Source organism: Bradyrhizobium sp. USDA 3397, from assembly GCF_054060965.1.
Genome location: NZ_JBSSDS010000001.1, coordinates 7,466,057 through 7,478,243, shown reverse-complemented (window position 1 = coordinate 7,478,243; position 12,187 = coordinate 7,466,057). Strand labels below are relative to the sequence as shown.

Annotated in this window: 12 protein-coding genes; 1 reads left to right on the top strand and 11 read right to left on the bottom strand. The window is 65.7% G+C overall.

Annotated elements, in window-relative coordinates:
• Positions 1-31: 31 nt before the first annotated feature.
• The 8 genes from rpe to ACVWYQ_RS34685 form a co-directional block, all read right to left on the bottom strand.
• Positions 32-769 carry a ribulose-phosphate 3-epimerase gene (gene rpe, locus ACVWYQ_RS34720; protein WP_271542578.1) on the bottom strand — a complete coding sequence of 246 codons (738 nt, stop codon included), beginning with the start codon at positions 767-769 and terminating at the stop codon, positions 32-34.
• Positions 766-1,698 (bottom strand): CbbX protein, encoded by a 933-nt coding sequence (gene cbbX / locus ACVWYQ_RS34715; RefSeq protein ID WP_271542580.1) that lies wholly within the window; start codon positions 1,696-1,698, stop codon positions 766-768. Before cbbX ends, rpe begins: the two co-directional genes overlap by 4 nt.
• Before the next feature lie 100 nt (positions 1,699-1,798).
• On the bottom strand, positions 1,799-2,206 hold the full coding sequence (locus ACVWYQ_RS34710) for a ribulose bisphosphate carboxylase small subunit (RefSeq protein ID WP_271542582.1): 408 nt from the start codon (positions 2,204-2,206) through the stop codon (positions 1,799-1,801).
• A gap of 11 nt (positions 2,207-2,217) precedes the next feature.
• Positions 2,218-3,678, bottom strand: a complete 1,461-nt coding sequence (locus ACVWYQ_RS34705; RefSeq protein ID WP_271542584.1) for a form I ribulose bisphosphate carboxylase large subunit — start codon at positions 3,676-3,678, stop codon at positions 2,218-2,220.
• Positions 3,679-3,716: 38 nt separating this feature from the next.
• A complete protein-coding gene (fba, locus tag ACVWYQ_RS34700; protein WP_271542586.1) occupies positions 3,717-4,802 on the bottom strand; it encodes a class II fructose-bisphosphate aldolase in 1,086 nt (361 codons plus the stop codon).
• A gap of 12 nt (positions 4,803-4,814) precedes the next feature.
• A complete protein-coding gene (gene tkt, locus ACVWYQ_RS34695; protein WP_271542588.1) occupies positions 4,815-6,833 on the bottom strand; it encodes a transketolase in 2,019 nt (672 codons plus the stop codon).
• 16 nt (positions 6,834-6,849) lie between these two features.
• Positions 6,850-7,725 carry a phosphoribulokinase gene (locus ACVWYQ_RS34690; RefSeq protein ID WP_036003856.1) on the bottom strand — a complete coding sequence of 292 codons (876 nt, stop codon included), beginning with the start codon at positions 7,723-7,725 and terminating at the stop codon, positions 6,850-6,852.
• Positions 7,726-7,736: 11 nt separating this feature from the next.
• The gene (locus ACVWYQ_RS34685; protein ID WP_271542590.1) at positions 7,737-8,774 is read right to left on the bottom strand and encodes a class 1 fructose-bisphosphatase; all 1,038 of its coding nucleotides are present in this window, start codon (positions 8,772-8,774) and stop codon (positions 7,737-7,739) included.
• Between the two features lie 118 nt (positions 8,775-8,892).
• Here ACVWYQ_RS34685 and ACVWYQ_RS34680 point away from each other — a divergent pair, with 118 nt between their 5' ends.
• Positions 8,893-9,870, top strand: a complete 978-nt coding sequence (locus tag ACVWYQ_RS34680; protein WP_456727021.1) for a LysR family transcriptional regulator — start codon at positions 8,893-8,895, stop codon at positions 9,868-9,870.
• 235 nt (positions 9,871-10,105) lie between these two features.
• Here ACVWYQ_RS34680 and ACVWYQ_RS34675 read toward each other — a convergent pair whose 3' ends face one another.
• The 3 genes from ACVWYQ_RS34675 to ACVWYQ_RS34665 all read right to left on the bottom strand — a co-directional run bounded on the left by ACVWYQ_RS34675 (position 10,106) and on the right by ACVWYQ_RS34665 (position 12,162).
• The gene (locus ACVWYQ_RS34675) at positions 10,106-10,303 is read right to left on the bottom strand and encodes a hypothetical protein (RefSeq protein ID WP_157286986.1); all 198 of its coding nucleotides are present in this window, start codon (positions 10,301-10,303) and stop codon (positions 10,106-10,108) included.
• 129 nt (positions 10,304-10,432) lie between these two features.
• Entirely contained in the window at positions 10,433-10,852 is a 420-nt protein-coding gene (locus tag ACVWYQ_RS34670; RefSeq protein ID WP_157286987.1) for a DUF4118 domain-containing protein, read from the bottom strand.
• A 122-nt stretch (positions 10,853-10,974) separates the two neighbouring features.
• Positions 10,975-12,162 carry an MFS transporter gene (locus tag ACVWYQ_RS34665; RefSeq protein WP_456727020.1) on the bottom strand — a complete coding sequence of 396 codons (1,188 nt, stop codon included), beginning with the start codon at positions 12,160-12,162 and terminating at the stop codon, positions 10,975-10,977.
• Positions 12,163-12,187: the final 25 nt, after the last annotated feature.

Below are 12,187 nucleotides of genomic sequence, written 5' to 3'. Positions count from 1 at the left end.
CCCCAGCAGCGGTCCGCAACTGATCCGTAATCTACCGGATGAGCGCACTTTCTTCTGCCCGCTTCGTGGGCGAGGAACTATCTTGCAGCCTCGGAGCCCGGCCGATCTCCGCGGCGATTCGAATAGCCGCGATATTAGCGGCATATTCGCCAGCGCCCTTGCCGCGAAACACGGCGGAGCCGGCGACCAGCGTGTCGGCGCCCGCTGCAGCCACGGCCGCGGCATTATCGCGCGTGATACCGCCGTCGACCTCCAGCCGGATCGGCCGCTCGCCGATCATGGTCCTGATCCGCCTGATCTTGTCGATCTGCGATGTGATGAAGGATTGGCCGCCAAAACCCGGATTGACCGTCATCACCAGCACGAGATCGATACGATCGAGCAAATACTCGATCACCGCTTCCGGCGTCGACGGACAAAGGCTGACGCCAGCCTTGCGGCCGAGCGCTCGGATCGCCTGGAGCGAGCGGTCGAGATGCGGGCCGGCTTCCGCATGCACCGTGATCACATCAGCCCCGGCCTTGGCAAAGGTCTCGAGGTAGGAATCGGCCGGCGCAATCATCAGATGCACATCGAAGACTTTCCTCGTCATCGGCCGTATCGCCTTGATGACGTCGGCACCGAAGCTGATGTTCGGCACGAAATGTCCGTCCATGACGTCGCAATGGATCCAGTCGGCCCCAGCGGCGTCGATCGCGGCGACCTCTTCGCCGAGGCGCGCGAAATCCGCGGCGAGGATCGAGGGAGCGATCATGATCTCCTTCGTCATGGCACTGCACTCCGCGCATCCGCACCGCCGCTGAACACCCGGCTCGCGAGCACGTCCATGGCATCGATGGTTTCGAGGTCGGCGACATCGAGCATGCGATTGAGATCGGACACCAGCCGATCGGCCTGCCGCAGGCGGATGCGGTCGACGGCGTTGCGGATCGAGCGCGCGTTGGAGAAGAACGGCTGGGTCCGACGCAGCGCGATGTACTTCTCGAACGCCTCTCGCGCCGCAGCCGAGAAGCGATAGCCACGCTCCTTCAGCATCAGCTCGGCGATGACGAGCAGCTCGGCCTCCGCGTAGTCAGGGAATTCGATGTGGTGGGCGATGCGCGAGCGGAAGCCGGGGTTTGAGCCAAAGAAACTCGTCATCCGCTCGCCGTAGCCGGCGAGGATCACGACGAGGTCCTCGCGCTGGTTCTCCATCACCTGGAGCAGGATCTCGATCGATTCCTGACCATAGTCGCGTTCGTTGTCGGGACGATGCAGGTAATAGGCCTCGTCGATGAACAGCACGCCGCCCATTGCCTTCTTCAGGATCTCCTTGGTCTTCGGCGCGGTGTGGCCGATGTACTGGCCGACCAGATCGTCGCGCGTCACCGAGATCACCTGCCCGCGACGCACGAAGCCGAGGCCGTGCAGGATCCTGGCCATGCGCAGAGCGACGGTGGTCTTGCCTGTTCCAGGATTGCCGGTGAACGACATGTGCAGCGTCGGCGGCGCGGAAGCCAGGCCCGCACGCTGCCGGATGCGCTCGATCAGCAACAGCGAGGCGATCTGGCGCACGCGGTTCTTGACCGGCTTGAGCCCGATCAGCTCCCGATCGAGCTGTTGCAGCGTCTCGGTGATCCCGGCCGCTTCAGCCTCTTTGCGGAGATCGAAATGGGTCTCGCTGTGTTCGGTCGTGGTTGCGTGGGGGACATCAAGCATGACTACCCTCGAAGAAAAGAGCTTCGCCGCGAGCAAGGCGGCGAAGCAGTTGTCCGCCAAGGATGCGAAGCAGGGAGAGCTCCGCGCGGAAGCGGATGACTCAAGCTGGCGCGTGCGCCGCCGGCTTTCGAACCGTGGTGTAGCGGACCGCACGGCCGCCGAACTCCTGCCGCACCAGCTCGAACTCCGTCTCTTGCTTCGGCCGGTTGACGAGGAAGGAGATCCGCACCGATTCCCAGCCGTGGCTGGCATCGAAGCCGCTGATGCGGATGTAGCTGTTACCATAGACCCTGCGGCACTCGGCGAGCTCCATCATTACGCCGGCGGCGTCCTGGAGATCGAACATCGGCAGGCCCCACATCTCCCAATAAGTGTTGCGGGGATGCGGATCGTCGGTGAACTCGATGTTCACCGCCCAGCCATTGGCGAGGCAATACTGCACCTGGCTGGTGATCTGCTCGTTGGTCAGATCCGGCAGGTACGAGAAGCAGCCCTGGGTGATCTTCATCTCAAATCTCCTCAGACGGTTTCCAGCGCGGTCGGCACGAAGTCCGGCGTGTCGGTGGATTGATAGTTGAAGGTGACGTCCTTCCAGACCTCGAGCGCAGCCTTCAGCGGCGTGCAGGTCTGGGCCGCCTTGTCCAGGATCTCCGGGCCCTCGTGGACATAGTCGCGGCCCTCGTTGCGGGCGAGGATCATCGCTTCCAGCGCCACGCGGTTGGCGGTCGCGCCGGCCGCAATGCCCATGGGATGGCCGATGGTGCCACCGCCGAACTGCAGCACGACGTCCTCGCCTAACAGGTCGAGCAGCTGGTGCATCTGCCCGGCATGGATGCCGCCGGAGGCTACCGGCATCATCTTGTTGAGGCTCGCCCAGGACTGGTCGAAGAACAGGCCATGCTCGAGCTTGGTCGGATTGAAGTCCTCGCGGCAGACGTCGTAATAGCCGCGCGTGGTGTTGGGATCGCCTTCGAGCTTGCCCACCACCGTGCCGGCGTGGATGTGGTCGACACCGGCAAGCCGCATCCATTTCGCGATGACGCGGAACGACACGCCATGGCTCTTCTGCCGCGTATAGGTGGAGTGGCCGGCGCGATGCAGATGCAGGATCATGTCGTTGCGCCGCGCCCACTTGGCCATCGACTGGATCGCAGTGTAGCCGATCACGAGGTCGATCATCACGATCACCGAGCCAAGCTCCTTGGCGAACTCCGCACGCTCGTACATGTCCTCCATGGTGGCCGCGGTGACGTTGAGGTAGGTCCCTTTCACCTCGCCGGAAGCGGCCTGCGCGCGGTTCACCGCCTCCATGCAATAGAGGAAGCGATCGCGCCAATGCATGAAGGGCTGCGAGTTGATGTTCTCGTCGTCCTTGGTGAAATCGAGCCCGCCCTTCAGCGCCTCATAGACCACGCGGCCGTAATTGCGGCCGGACAGACCGAGCTTCGGCTTCACGGTCGCGCCGAGCAGCGGCCGGCCGAACTTATCGAGCCGCTCGCGCTCCACCACGATGCCGGTCGCCGGTCCCTGGAAGGTCTTCACATAGGCGACGGGAAAGCGCATGTCCTCGAGCCGCAGCGCCTTCAGCGGCTTGAAGCCGAACACGTTGCCGATGATCGAGGCCGAGAGGTTGGCGATCGAGCCCGGCTCGAACAGGTCGAGATCATAGGCGATGTAGGCGAAATACGAGCCCGGCGAGCCCGGAACGGGATCGACGCGATAACACTTGGCGCGATACTTCTCGGCCGCGGTCAGGCGATCGGTCCACACCACCGTCCAGGTCGCGGTCGAGGATTCGCCTGCCACAGCGGCTGAGGCCTCGATCGGGTCGACGCCGTCTTGCGGCGTGACGCGGAACAGCGCGATGACGTCGGTGTCCTTTGGCGTGTAGTCGGGCTCCCAATAGCCCATGCGCTTGTATTCCATCACGCCGGAGCGATAGCGCTCCTTGCCGCGGACCGTGCCTGCATGTGCGTTCATGTCTCTCTCCTGCTCTTTTCTCTGCTCTTTCTGATTGGTTAGGCGGCAACCGGCTCGCGGGCATCGATGCGCGGGTCGAGCTCGCCGGCGCGATAGCGCCGCGCCATCTCGCTCATCGGAATGACCTTGATCTTGCTGGCGTGGCCTGCGGTACCGAACTGCTCGAACCGCTCGCGGCACAATTCGCGCATTGCGTCCATCGCCGGCTTGAGAAACTTGCGCGGATCGAATTCGGAGCGCGTTTCCGCCGCCACCTTGCGGAACACCGCGGTCATCGCCAGCCGGCAATCGGTGTCGATATTGACCTTGCGCACGCCGCTGCGGATGCCGCGAACGATCTCCTCGACCGGCACGCCCCAGGTCTGCGGCATCTCGCCGCCGAACTGGTTGAACATGTCCTGCAGCGGCTGCGGCACCGAGGAGGAGCCATGCATGACCAGATGCGTGTTCGGCAGCCGGCCGTGGATCTCCTCGACCACCCGCATCGCCAGGATATCGCCATCCGGCTTGCGGCTGAACTTGTAGGCACCGTGCGAGGTGCCCATCGCGATCGCGAGCGCATCGACCTTGGTCGCGCGAACGAAGTCGACGGCCTGATCCGGATCGGTCAAGAGCTGGTCGTGGCCGACCTTGCCCTCGACGCCGTGGCCATCCTCCTGTTCGCCGCCGCCGTGCTCGAGCGAGCCGAGCACGCCGAGCTCGCCTTCGACGGAAGCGCCGACCCAATGGGCGAGATCGACGACGCGGCGCGTGATCGCGACGTTGTAATCATAGTCGGCCGCCGTCTTGGCATCGGCCTTGAGCGAGCCGTCCATCATGACCGAGGTAAACCCGTGGGCGATGGCGGACGCGCAGGTCGCCTCGTCATTGCCGTGGTCCTGGTGCATGCAGAGCGGAATGTCCGGATAAGTCCGCTCCAGCGCGTCGATCATGTGCGAAAGCATGAGATCGCCGGCATAGCTGCGCGCGCCGCGCGAGGCCTGGATGATGACCGGCGCATCGACCGCAGCCGCCGCCTGCATGATGGCGATGCCCTGCTCCATGTTGTTGATGTTGAACGCCGGCACGGCGTAGCCGTGGCTGGCAGCGTGATCGAGCAATTGGCGGAGAGTAATACGGGCCAAGGGGCGTCCTCCTTATTGGCTCTTGCGGGCGATCGCCCGGCGGGCCGCTTCCGCAATGCTTTGCGGCGTGATGCCGAATTCGCGGTACAGCACCGACGCCGGGGCCGAGGCGCCGAAGCCGCGCATGCCGACGAACTCACCGTCGGTGCCGATCCAGCGATGCCAGTCGCCGGCGACAGCGGCCTCGACACCGACACGCGGCGCGGTGCCGAGCACCGAGGCGCGGTAATCCTCCGGCTGCTCCTCGAACAGTGCGAAACACGGCGCCGAGACCACTGCGGCGCGAACGTGTTCGGTCGCGAGCAAGCGTGCGGCTTCCAGCGCCATCGAGACTTCCGAGCCGGTTGCGATGAGCGTCACGTCGCGGCCACCATCCGGCGAGATGACGAGATAGGCTCCGTTCGCTACGTGGTTTCTGCCGCGCGCATCGCTGCGGAAGGTCGGCAGGGCCTGCCGCGACAGGCATAGCACTGAGGGGCGATGCTCCGCCGCGAGCGCGCAATCCCAGGCTTCCAGCGTCTCCACCGCATCGGCGGGGCGGAACACGAGCAGGTTGGGAAGGACGCGCAACGCCGCGAGATGCTCGACCGGCTGATGCGTCGGGCCGTCCTCGCCGAGCCCGATGGAGTCGTGGGTCATGACATGGATGACGCGCAGCCGCATCAAGGCCGCCAGGCGGATCGCCGGCCGGCTGTAATCGGAGAACGCCAAGAACGTGCCGCCATAGGGGATGAAGCCGCCATGCAACGCGAGGCCGTTCATCGCCGCGGCCATACCGTGCTCGCGAATGCCATAATGGATGTAGTCGCCGGCGAACGCACCGCTCTTGACCGGCGCCTGCGCCTTGGCATGCGTCAGGTTCGAATGGGTGAGGTCCGCGGAGCCGCCGACCAGGCCGGGAATTGTTCCCGCGATTCCCTCGAGCACCTGTTGCGAGGCCTGCCGCGTCGCCAGCTTCGGCCGCTCGGATGCAAAGTGCTCACGCAATTTCGCCGCGGCCAGCGCATAGGCGGCGGGCAGAGTCACGGCTTTGCCCTCGACGAACAGGTCGCGCTGCTCCGGCGTCGCTCCTTCGTAGCGATCGAGCCAGGCGAGGCGGTCGACCTGCCCGCGCTGCCCGATCATCCGCCACGCCTTGAGCACCGGGATCGGCACCACGAAAGGCTGATAGTCCCAACCCAGCGTCCGCCGCGCCGCTGCCGTCTGCTCGGTGCCGAGCGGCGCGCCATGCACTTTCTCGGTGCCCTGTCTATCAGGCGCGCCATAGCCGATGATTGTGCGACAGGCGATCAGCGACGGCTTTGCGGTCTCCCGCTCCTCCGCTATCGCCTGCGCCACCGCTGCGGGATCATGCCCGTCGACGCGGCGCACCGACCAACCGGAGGCGGCGAAGCGCGCGAGCTGGTCGTCCGATGTCGCCAGCGAGGTCGGACCGTCGATGGAGATGCCGTTGTCGTCGAACAGCACGATCAGCCGGCCGAGCCCGAGATGACCGGCCAGCGAGATCGCCTCCTGGCTGAGGCCTTCCATCAGGCAGCCATCGCCCGCGATGACATAGGTGAAGTGATCGACGAGCCCATCGCCATGCCGCGCATTCGCCATCCGCTCGGCGAGCGCCATGCCGACCGCGGTCGCAATGCCCTGGCCCAGCGGTCCCGTCGTGGTCTCGACACCAGCCGTGTGGCCATATTCAGGATGACCCGGCGTCTTCGAGCCCCACTGGCGAAAGGCCTTGATGTCGTCGAGGCTGATATCGCCGCCGGTGAGATGCAACAGCGCATAGAGCAGCATCGAGCCATGCCCCGCCGACAGCACGAAGCGGTCGCGGTCAGGCCAATTGGGGTGCGCGGAGTCGAATTTCAGGAAACGCGAGAACAGCACAGTCGCGACATCAGCCATGCCCATGGGCAGCCCGGGATGGCCTGACTGCGCTGCCTCGATGGCATCGACCGCGAGGAAGCGGACGGCATTGGCGAGATCGTTGTGCGTGACCGCATTGAGGTCGGCTTCGGCATGGACGGAGATGTTCATCGGAGTCTCTCCCTGTTCACTTCAGGCTGCGCTTGCGCTCGATCAGCTGCATGATCAGCGGCGTCAGGATCAGCTGCATGGCCAGGTCCAGCTTCGCGCCCGGGCACACGATCGAATTGGCGCGCGACATCCAGCTCTGCGGCAGCATCGAGAGCAGATAGGGGAAGTCGATACCGCGCGGATTCTTGAAGCGGATCACCACCATCGATTCGTCCGGCGTCGGGATCCAGCGCGCGATGAATGGATTGGAGGTGTCCACGGTCGGGACGCGCTGGAAGTTGATGTCGGTCTCGGTGAATTGCGGACAGATGTAGTGGATGTAGTCGGGCATCCGCCGCAGGATGGTGTCGGTGACGGCCTCGGTCGAATAGCCGCGTGCGCTGCGGTCGCGGTGCAGCTTCTGGATCCATTCGAGATTGATGACGGGCACGACGCCGATCTTGAGGTCGGCATAGCGCGCGACGTTCACCTTATCGGTGACCACGGCGCCGTGCAGGCCCTCGTAGAACAGCAGGTCCGAATCCTCCGGCAGCTGCTTCCAGTCGGTGAAGGTGCCTGGTGCCGCGCCATGCAGCGCCGATTCCTCGGCGTCGTGGACGTAGTGCCGCGTCACCGCGGTGCCGGTCTCGCCGTAGTCGCGGAAGGCGCGCTCCAGCTCCTCGAACAAATTGGTCTCGGGGCTGAAATGGCTGAAATGCTTGTTGCCGCGCTCGGCCTCCTTCGCCATCTGCGCACGCATCTCGGCACGGTCGTAGCGGTGGAAGGCGTCGCCCTCGATGTAGACGGCGTTGACCTTCTCGCGGAAAAAGATCTGCTCGAAGGTCTTCTTGACGGAGGTGGTGCCGGCGCCGGAGGAACCGGTGATGGAAATGATCGGATGCTTTCTGGACATCGGCGCCTCGCTCAGAGCCGGAAGAATCCGCGCCGCGCGAACAGCGGCGCCGAGACGCTGGCGACCAGCAGCGGGTCGCAGTGCAGCTCCTCGGCGCGCCGCACCTCGTTGCTCGAGCCCATGATCAGCGGCACGCGCTGGTGCAGGTTTTGCGCCGACAGATCGAGGATGCGCTCGCGCCCGGTCGAGGCCGAGCCGCCGGCCTGCTCGATGATCATCGCCATCGGGTGCGCCTCGTAGGTCAGGCGCAGACGGCCGTCGCCGTAGCCGGGCCGCGCATCGGAAGGGTAGAGAAACACGCCGCCACGGGTGAGGATGCGATAAGCCTCCGCGACCAGCGACCCGATCCAGCGCATGTTGAAATCGTGGTTGGCGGGCCCGTCGACGCCGGCGAGGCATTCGTCGATGAAGGCGCGCACCGGCGGATCCCAATGCCGGCGGTTCGAGGCGTTGATCGCGAACTCCTCGCAGGCTTCGGCGATCTGCACGCCGCTGCGCGCGAAGCGGAAGCAGCCCGCCTTGCGATCGAGCGTGAAGATGTCGACGCCGTCGCCGAGCGTCAGCACCAGCGAGGTCTGCGGACCGTAGGTGACGAAGCCCGCCGCGAGCTGCGCCGAGCCGCGCTGCTGAAAGGCGAGTGAGAGATCATCGGGGGCCGGCAAGATCGAGAAGATCGTGCCGACGGTCATGTTGATGTCGATGTTGGAGGAGCCATCGAGCGGATCGATCGCGATGCAGATTCGCCCCTGACGATCGACGATCTGGGCCTCGCGCATCTCTTCCGACGCCAGCGCCGCGATCGGCAGCCGGCCGAGGCAGCGGCGCAGGATCGCGTCCGCCTGGACGTCGAGGTCGCGTTGGAGATCGCCGTCGCTGTTGCGCCCGGTGGTCAGGCCCGAGGCGTCGGCGAGATCGCCGCTGGCGATGAGATCGGCAATCTCGATCGCCCCGGCCGCGATAGCATCGACCGCGGCTGCCACGGCCAGCGCATACGGCGCGGTCTCGGAATACCGTTGAAGGTGGTCGTCCAGCCTGAGTTGCCCGGTCATCTGCGTCCATCCCTTTGCCGGTGCCGCATCCATTCCCTCCCGGTGGAGGCAGGTCGCAGTCAGTGCCGGCATCAGGAGATTGACAGGGGCCGCTTAATAAGGAAAATTTCTAATCATAATGAGCCTCAAAGAATTTTCTTATAATGGCGCCGGCCATGCAGCGGCCCAGCTCCGGCATCTGACGATCCGGCAACTGCGCTCGCTCGCGGCGCTCTCGGCCAAAGGCAGCGTGACGGCGGCGTCGAGCCATCTCGGGCTGACCCAGCCGGCCGTGACCCAGCAGCTGCGGCAGCTGCAGGACCTGGCCGGCCTGCCCCTGGTGCAGCGAACCGGCGACGGCATGCTCCTGACGGAAGCCGGCAGGGAGGTGCTGGCGCTGGCCGAACGGGTCGAAGCCGCGATCACCGATTGCCAGGGCGCGCTCGACCTGCTCGCGGGGCGGACCGGGGGCACCGTGCATCTGGGCGCGGTCTCGACCGCGAAATATTTCGTGCCGCATGCGATCGCGGCGTTTTCCAAGCGCTACCCCAAGATCGAGATCAAGCTCACCATCGGCAATCGCGAGGAGATCCGCGAGGCCATGCACGGCTACGACCTCGACTTCGCGGTAATGGGTCGGCCACCGGCCGACGTCACCGTCGACGTCCGCCAGCTCGGGCGCAACCCGCACATCATCGTCGCGCGCAAGGGCCATTGGCTGGAGAAGGATTCCGGCCTCAGCCTGACCGATCTCGTGCACGAGACCTTCCTCACCCGCGAGCCCGGCTCGGGCACGCGGACGCTGATGGAGGGCATGTTCCAGAAATCGGAACTCGAGCCGATCATCGGCATGGAGATGAGCAGCAACGAGACCATCAAGCAGGCGGTCATCGCCGGGCTCGGCATCGCCTTCATCTCGGCTCACACCGTGGCGCATGAGCTCGCCGAGGGCCGGCTCGTCGTGCTCGACGTCGCGGGCCTGCCGATCGTGCGGCAATGGTACGTGATCCGCCGCAGCGACAAGGTGCTGTTGCCGCCCGCGCAGGCGATGTTCGATTTTCTCGGCTCGGAAGGCTCGAACTATCTGCCTGATTTGCCCGAGCTAGGCGGACGATAGCCGGGCTTCGCTCAGCTCATCAGCTTCATGGCGAGCGTCGCCGCCAGCACCACGATGATCTGGAGCAGGCGCTCCGTCGTGAAGATGCGGTTGAAGGTGGTCATCGCGTGCCCCGGCCGACGTGAAGAATGTCTCGGCCGTTGCTAGCACAGAAGGATGCGGAGACAACTCCGTAGTTGCCCGTGGCGGTCGCGCCTTCGGCGAGCCGGTTCAGGGGCGCGCCGATGGCCGGCGATCAGGCCGCGAGCGGGGCGGCGTGGTCCGTGCGCGAGGCGAAATAGGCTTCCAGCTCCGACAGCGCCCGCGCCTCCCACTCGCTCGCCTGCTCCAGCAGCGACCAGCTCTGGCCCGGGCGGAACGCTGCGGTCTGGCGATAGAGCGATGCGATGCCGCGGTAGCGGCGCACGTTCTCCAGGATGGCGTGACCGTTCATGTCCGAAAACTCCCTCGTCATTCCCGCGGGAGAAACTGCGGCCAAATCTTTTTCGAAAAGTTAGCGGCGCGCGGCAAGTTCGCGGATGGTTGCCGGACTGTTGCTCGGGCGCAACGCGCGCGGCTCGATTTATTGCGGATTCGTTGCCGCGCTCTCGCCCGAAGGCTTCAGCCCGCCGCTTCTGACGATCGTCATCGTCGCGCGGCAGAGATCGGCAAGGCCGATCAGGAGGACGGCAAGAAGACAGAACAGGTTGATGGAATCGGCATGCGCGCTGGTCAGCGCATTGAGCTCGAAGAAGGGCGGGATGAACGCCCACCACACCAGCGGCACGGTGAGCAGCGCGGCGAATGCCGCCGCCGGTGCACCCGCCATCAGCGCAAGCACAAACAGGCCGGGCAGGAACGCTGCGAAATAGAACTTTGCGCCGAGCAGGACGCAGATGCCCTGAACCACGGCCGACACCGCGACGACGGCTAGTCCGAGCAGAAACGCCCGCCACGACCATGGCCGTACCCGCCGTGCGCCAAACAGCCCCGCACGTTTCATCAGCATCCCCCCTGCCGCCCGTTAACCAGGTGCGTTGCGACGAAAGTACTACAACCGCAACCAGTCCGCGAGATGGAAATTGCGTCATCGCGAGGTCGGCCGCACCGTTCCGGCGGCGGCCGCTACTCGGTCAGCGCGTAGAGCAACCCCGCGACAGGCAAAGCAAGGCCAATGGCCGATGCGAGCGTCCAGCCGCCCTGTGCGAACGCCCAGGCTCCGACCGCCGAGCCGACCGCGCCGGCGGCGAAGAACGTCGCCATGTAGAGACCATTGAGGCGACTGCGGTGCTCGTGCCCGAGCGCGAAGATGGCACGGAAGCCCAGCACCACATTGCCCTGGACGCCGACATCGATTGCAATCGCGGCCACCACCAGACAGGCGAGGTTCAGCATCGAGCCGGGAGCGCCGATGGAGGTCACGAGGAAGCCGACGGCCGTGAGCAGCATCGCGACCAGCGTCGCGATCCGGCTATGGCCGCGGTCCGCGAGGCGCCCGGCGATCGGTGCTGCGAACACGCCGGCGACGCCGGCCAGCGCGAACAGCGCGATGCCGCGCTGGGAGAAGCCGAACTCGCCGGCGAGCTGGAGCGGCGCCACCGTCCAGAACAGGGTGAAGGCGCCGAACAGGCTCGCCTGGTAGAGCGCGCGGCGCCGCAGCAGCGGCGTGGCCAGATCCGGCATCGACAGCAGCAATTGGCCGTAATGCATCCGCGTGACCGGCTTGCGCTTCGGCAGCGTCATCCGGAGCACGGCTGCGAGCACGATCATCAGCGCAGCGGAGGCGAAGAACACTGCGTGCCACGACAGCAAGGCGGTGACGAAGCTCGACACCGGACGCGCCAGCATGATGCCGAGCATCAGGCCGGTCGAGACGTTGCCGACGACGCGGCCGCGGATGGCTTCAGGCGCCAGATGCGCCGCATAGGGGATGATGATCTGCACCGCGACCGAGCCGAGGCCGATGAACAGTGCGGCGAGCAGGAACGGCAGCGCATGGGTTGCGAACGCCGCGGCGAGCAGCGCCGCGGCGCCGAGCATGATCACCGAGCAGATCAGCGCGCGGTTCTCGACGAGATCGCCGAGCGGCACGATCAGCAGCAGCCCGGTGCCGTAGCCGATCTGCGTCATCGTCACGATCAGCCCGCTAGCTGCATGCGACAGGCCGAGCGCGGCGCTGATCGGGGCGATCAGCGGCTGCGCATAATAGATGTTGGCGGCGACCATGCCGCAGGCCGCGGCAAGCACGAAGGTAAGACGCTGCGATACCGCATCCGGCCCGGGTGCGGTCTCGATCGTGGCATTCATCGTCATTCGCATGGACTCCAGGTAAGGCGCA

Excerpts from the sequence above, each read along its gene's own strand:
- rpe (WP_271542578.1), bottom strand. The coding sequence starts at position 769 with ATGACGAAGGAGATCATGATCGCTCCCTCGATCCTCGCCGCGGATTTC.
- ACVWYQ_RS34685 (WP_271542590.1), bottom strand. The coding sequence starts at position 8,774 with ATGACCGGGCAACTCAGGCTGGACGACCACCTTCAACGGTATTCCGAG.
- ACVWYQ_RS34670 (WP_157286987.1), bottom strand. The coding sequence starts at position 10,852 with ATGAAACGTGCGGGGCTGTTTGGCGCACGGCGGGTACGGCCATGGTCG.
- ACVWYQ_RS34680 (WP_456727021.1), top strand. The coding sequence starts at position 8,893 with ATGAGCCTCAAAGAATTTTCTTATAATGGCGCCGGCCATGCAGCGGCC.
- ACVWYQ_RS34710 (WP_271542582.1), bottom strand. The coding sequence starts at position 2,206 with ATGAAGATCACCCAGGGCTGCTTCTCGTACCTGCCGGATCTGACCAAC.
- ACVWYQ_RS34705 (WP_271542584.1), bottom strand. The coding sequence starts at position 3,678 with ATGAACGCACATGCAGGCACGGTCCGCGGCAAGGAGCGCTATCGCTCC.
- cbbX (WP_271542580.1), bottom strand. The coding sequence starts at position 1,698 with ATGCTTGATGTCCCCCACGCAACCACGACCGAACACAGCGAGACCCAT.
- ACVWYQ_RS34675 (WP_157286986.1), bottom strand. The coding sequence starts at position 10,303 with ATGAACGGTCACGCCATCCTGGAGAACGTGCGCCGCTACCGCGGCATC.
- ACVWYQ_RS34690 (WP_036003856.1), bottom strand. The coding sequence starts at position 7,725 with ATGTCCAGAAAGCATCCGATCATTTCCATCACCGGTTCCTCCGGCGCC.
- tkt (WP_271542588.1), bottom strand. The coding sequence starts at position 6,833 with ATGAACATCTCCGTCCATGCCGAAGCCGACCTCAATGCGGTCACGCAC.
- ACVWYQ_RS34665 (WP_456727020.1), bottom strand. The coding sequence starts at position 12,162 with ATGACGATGAATGCCACGATCGAGACCGCACCCGGGCCGGATGCGGTA.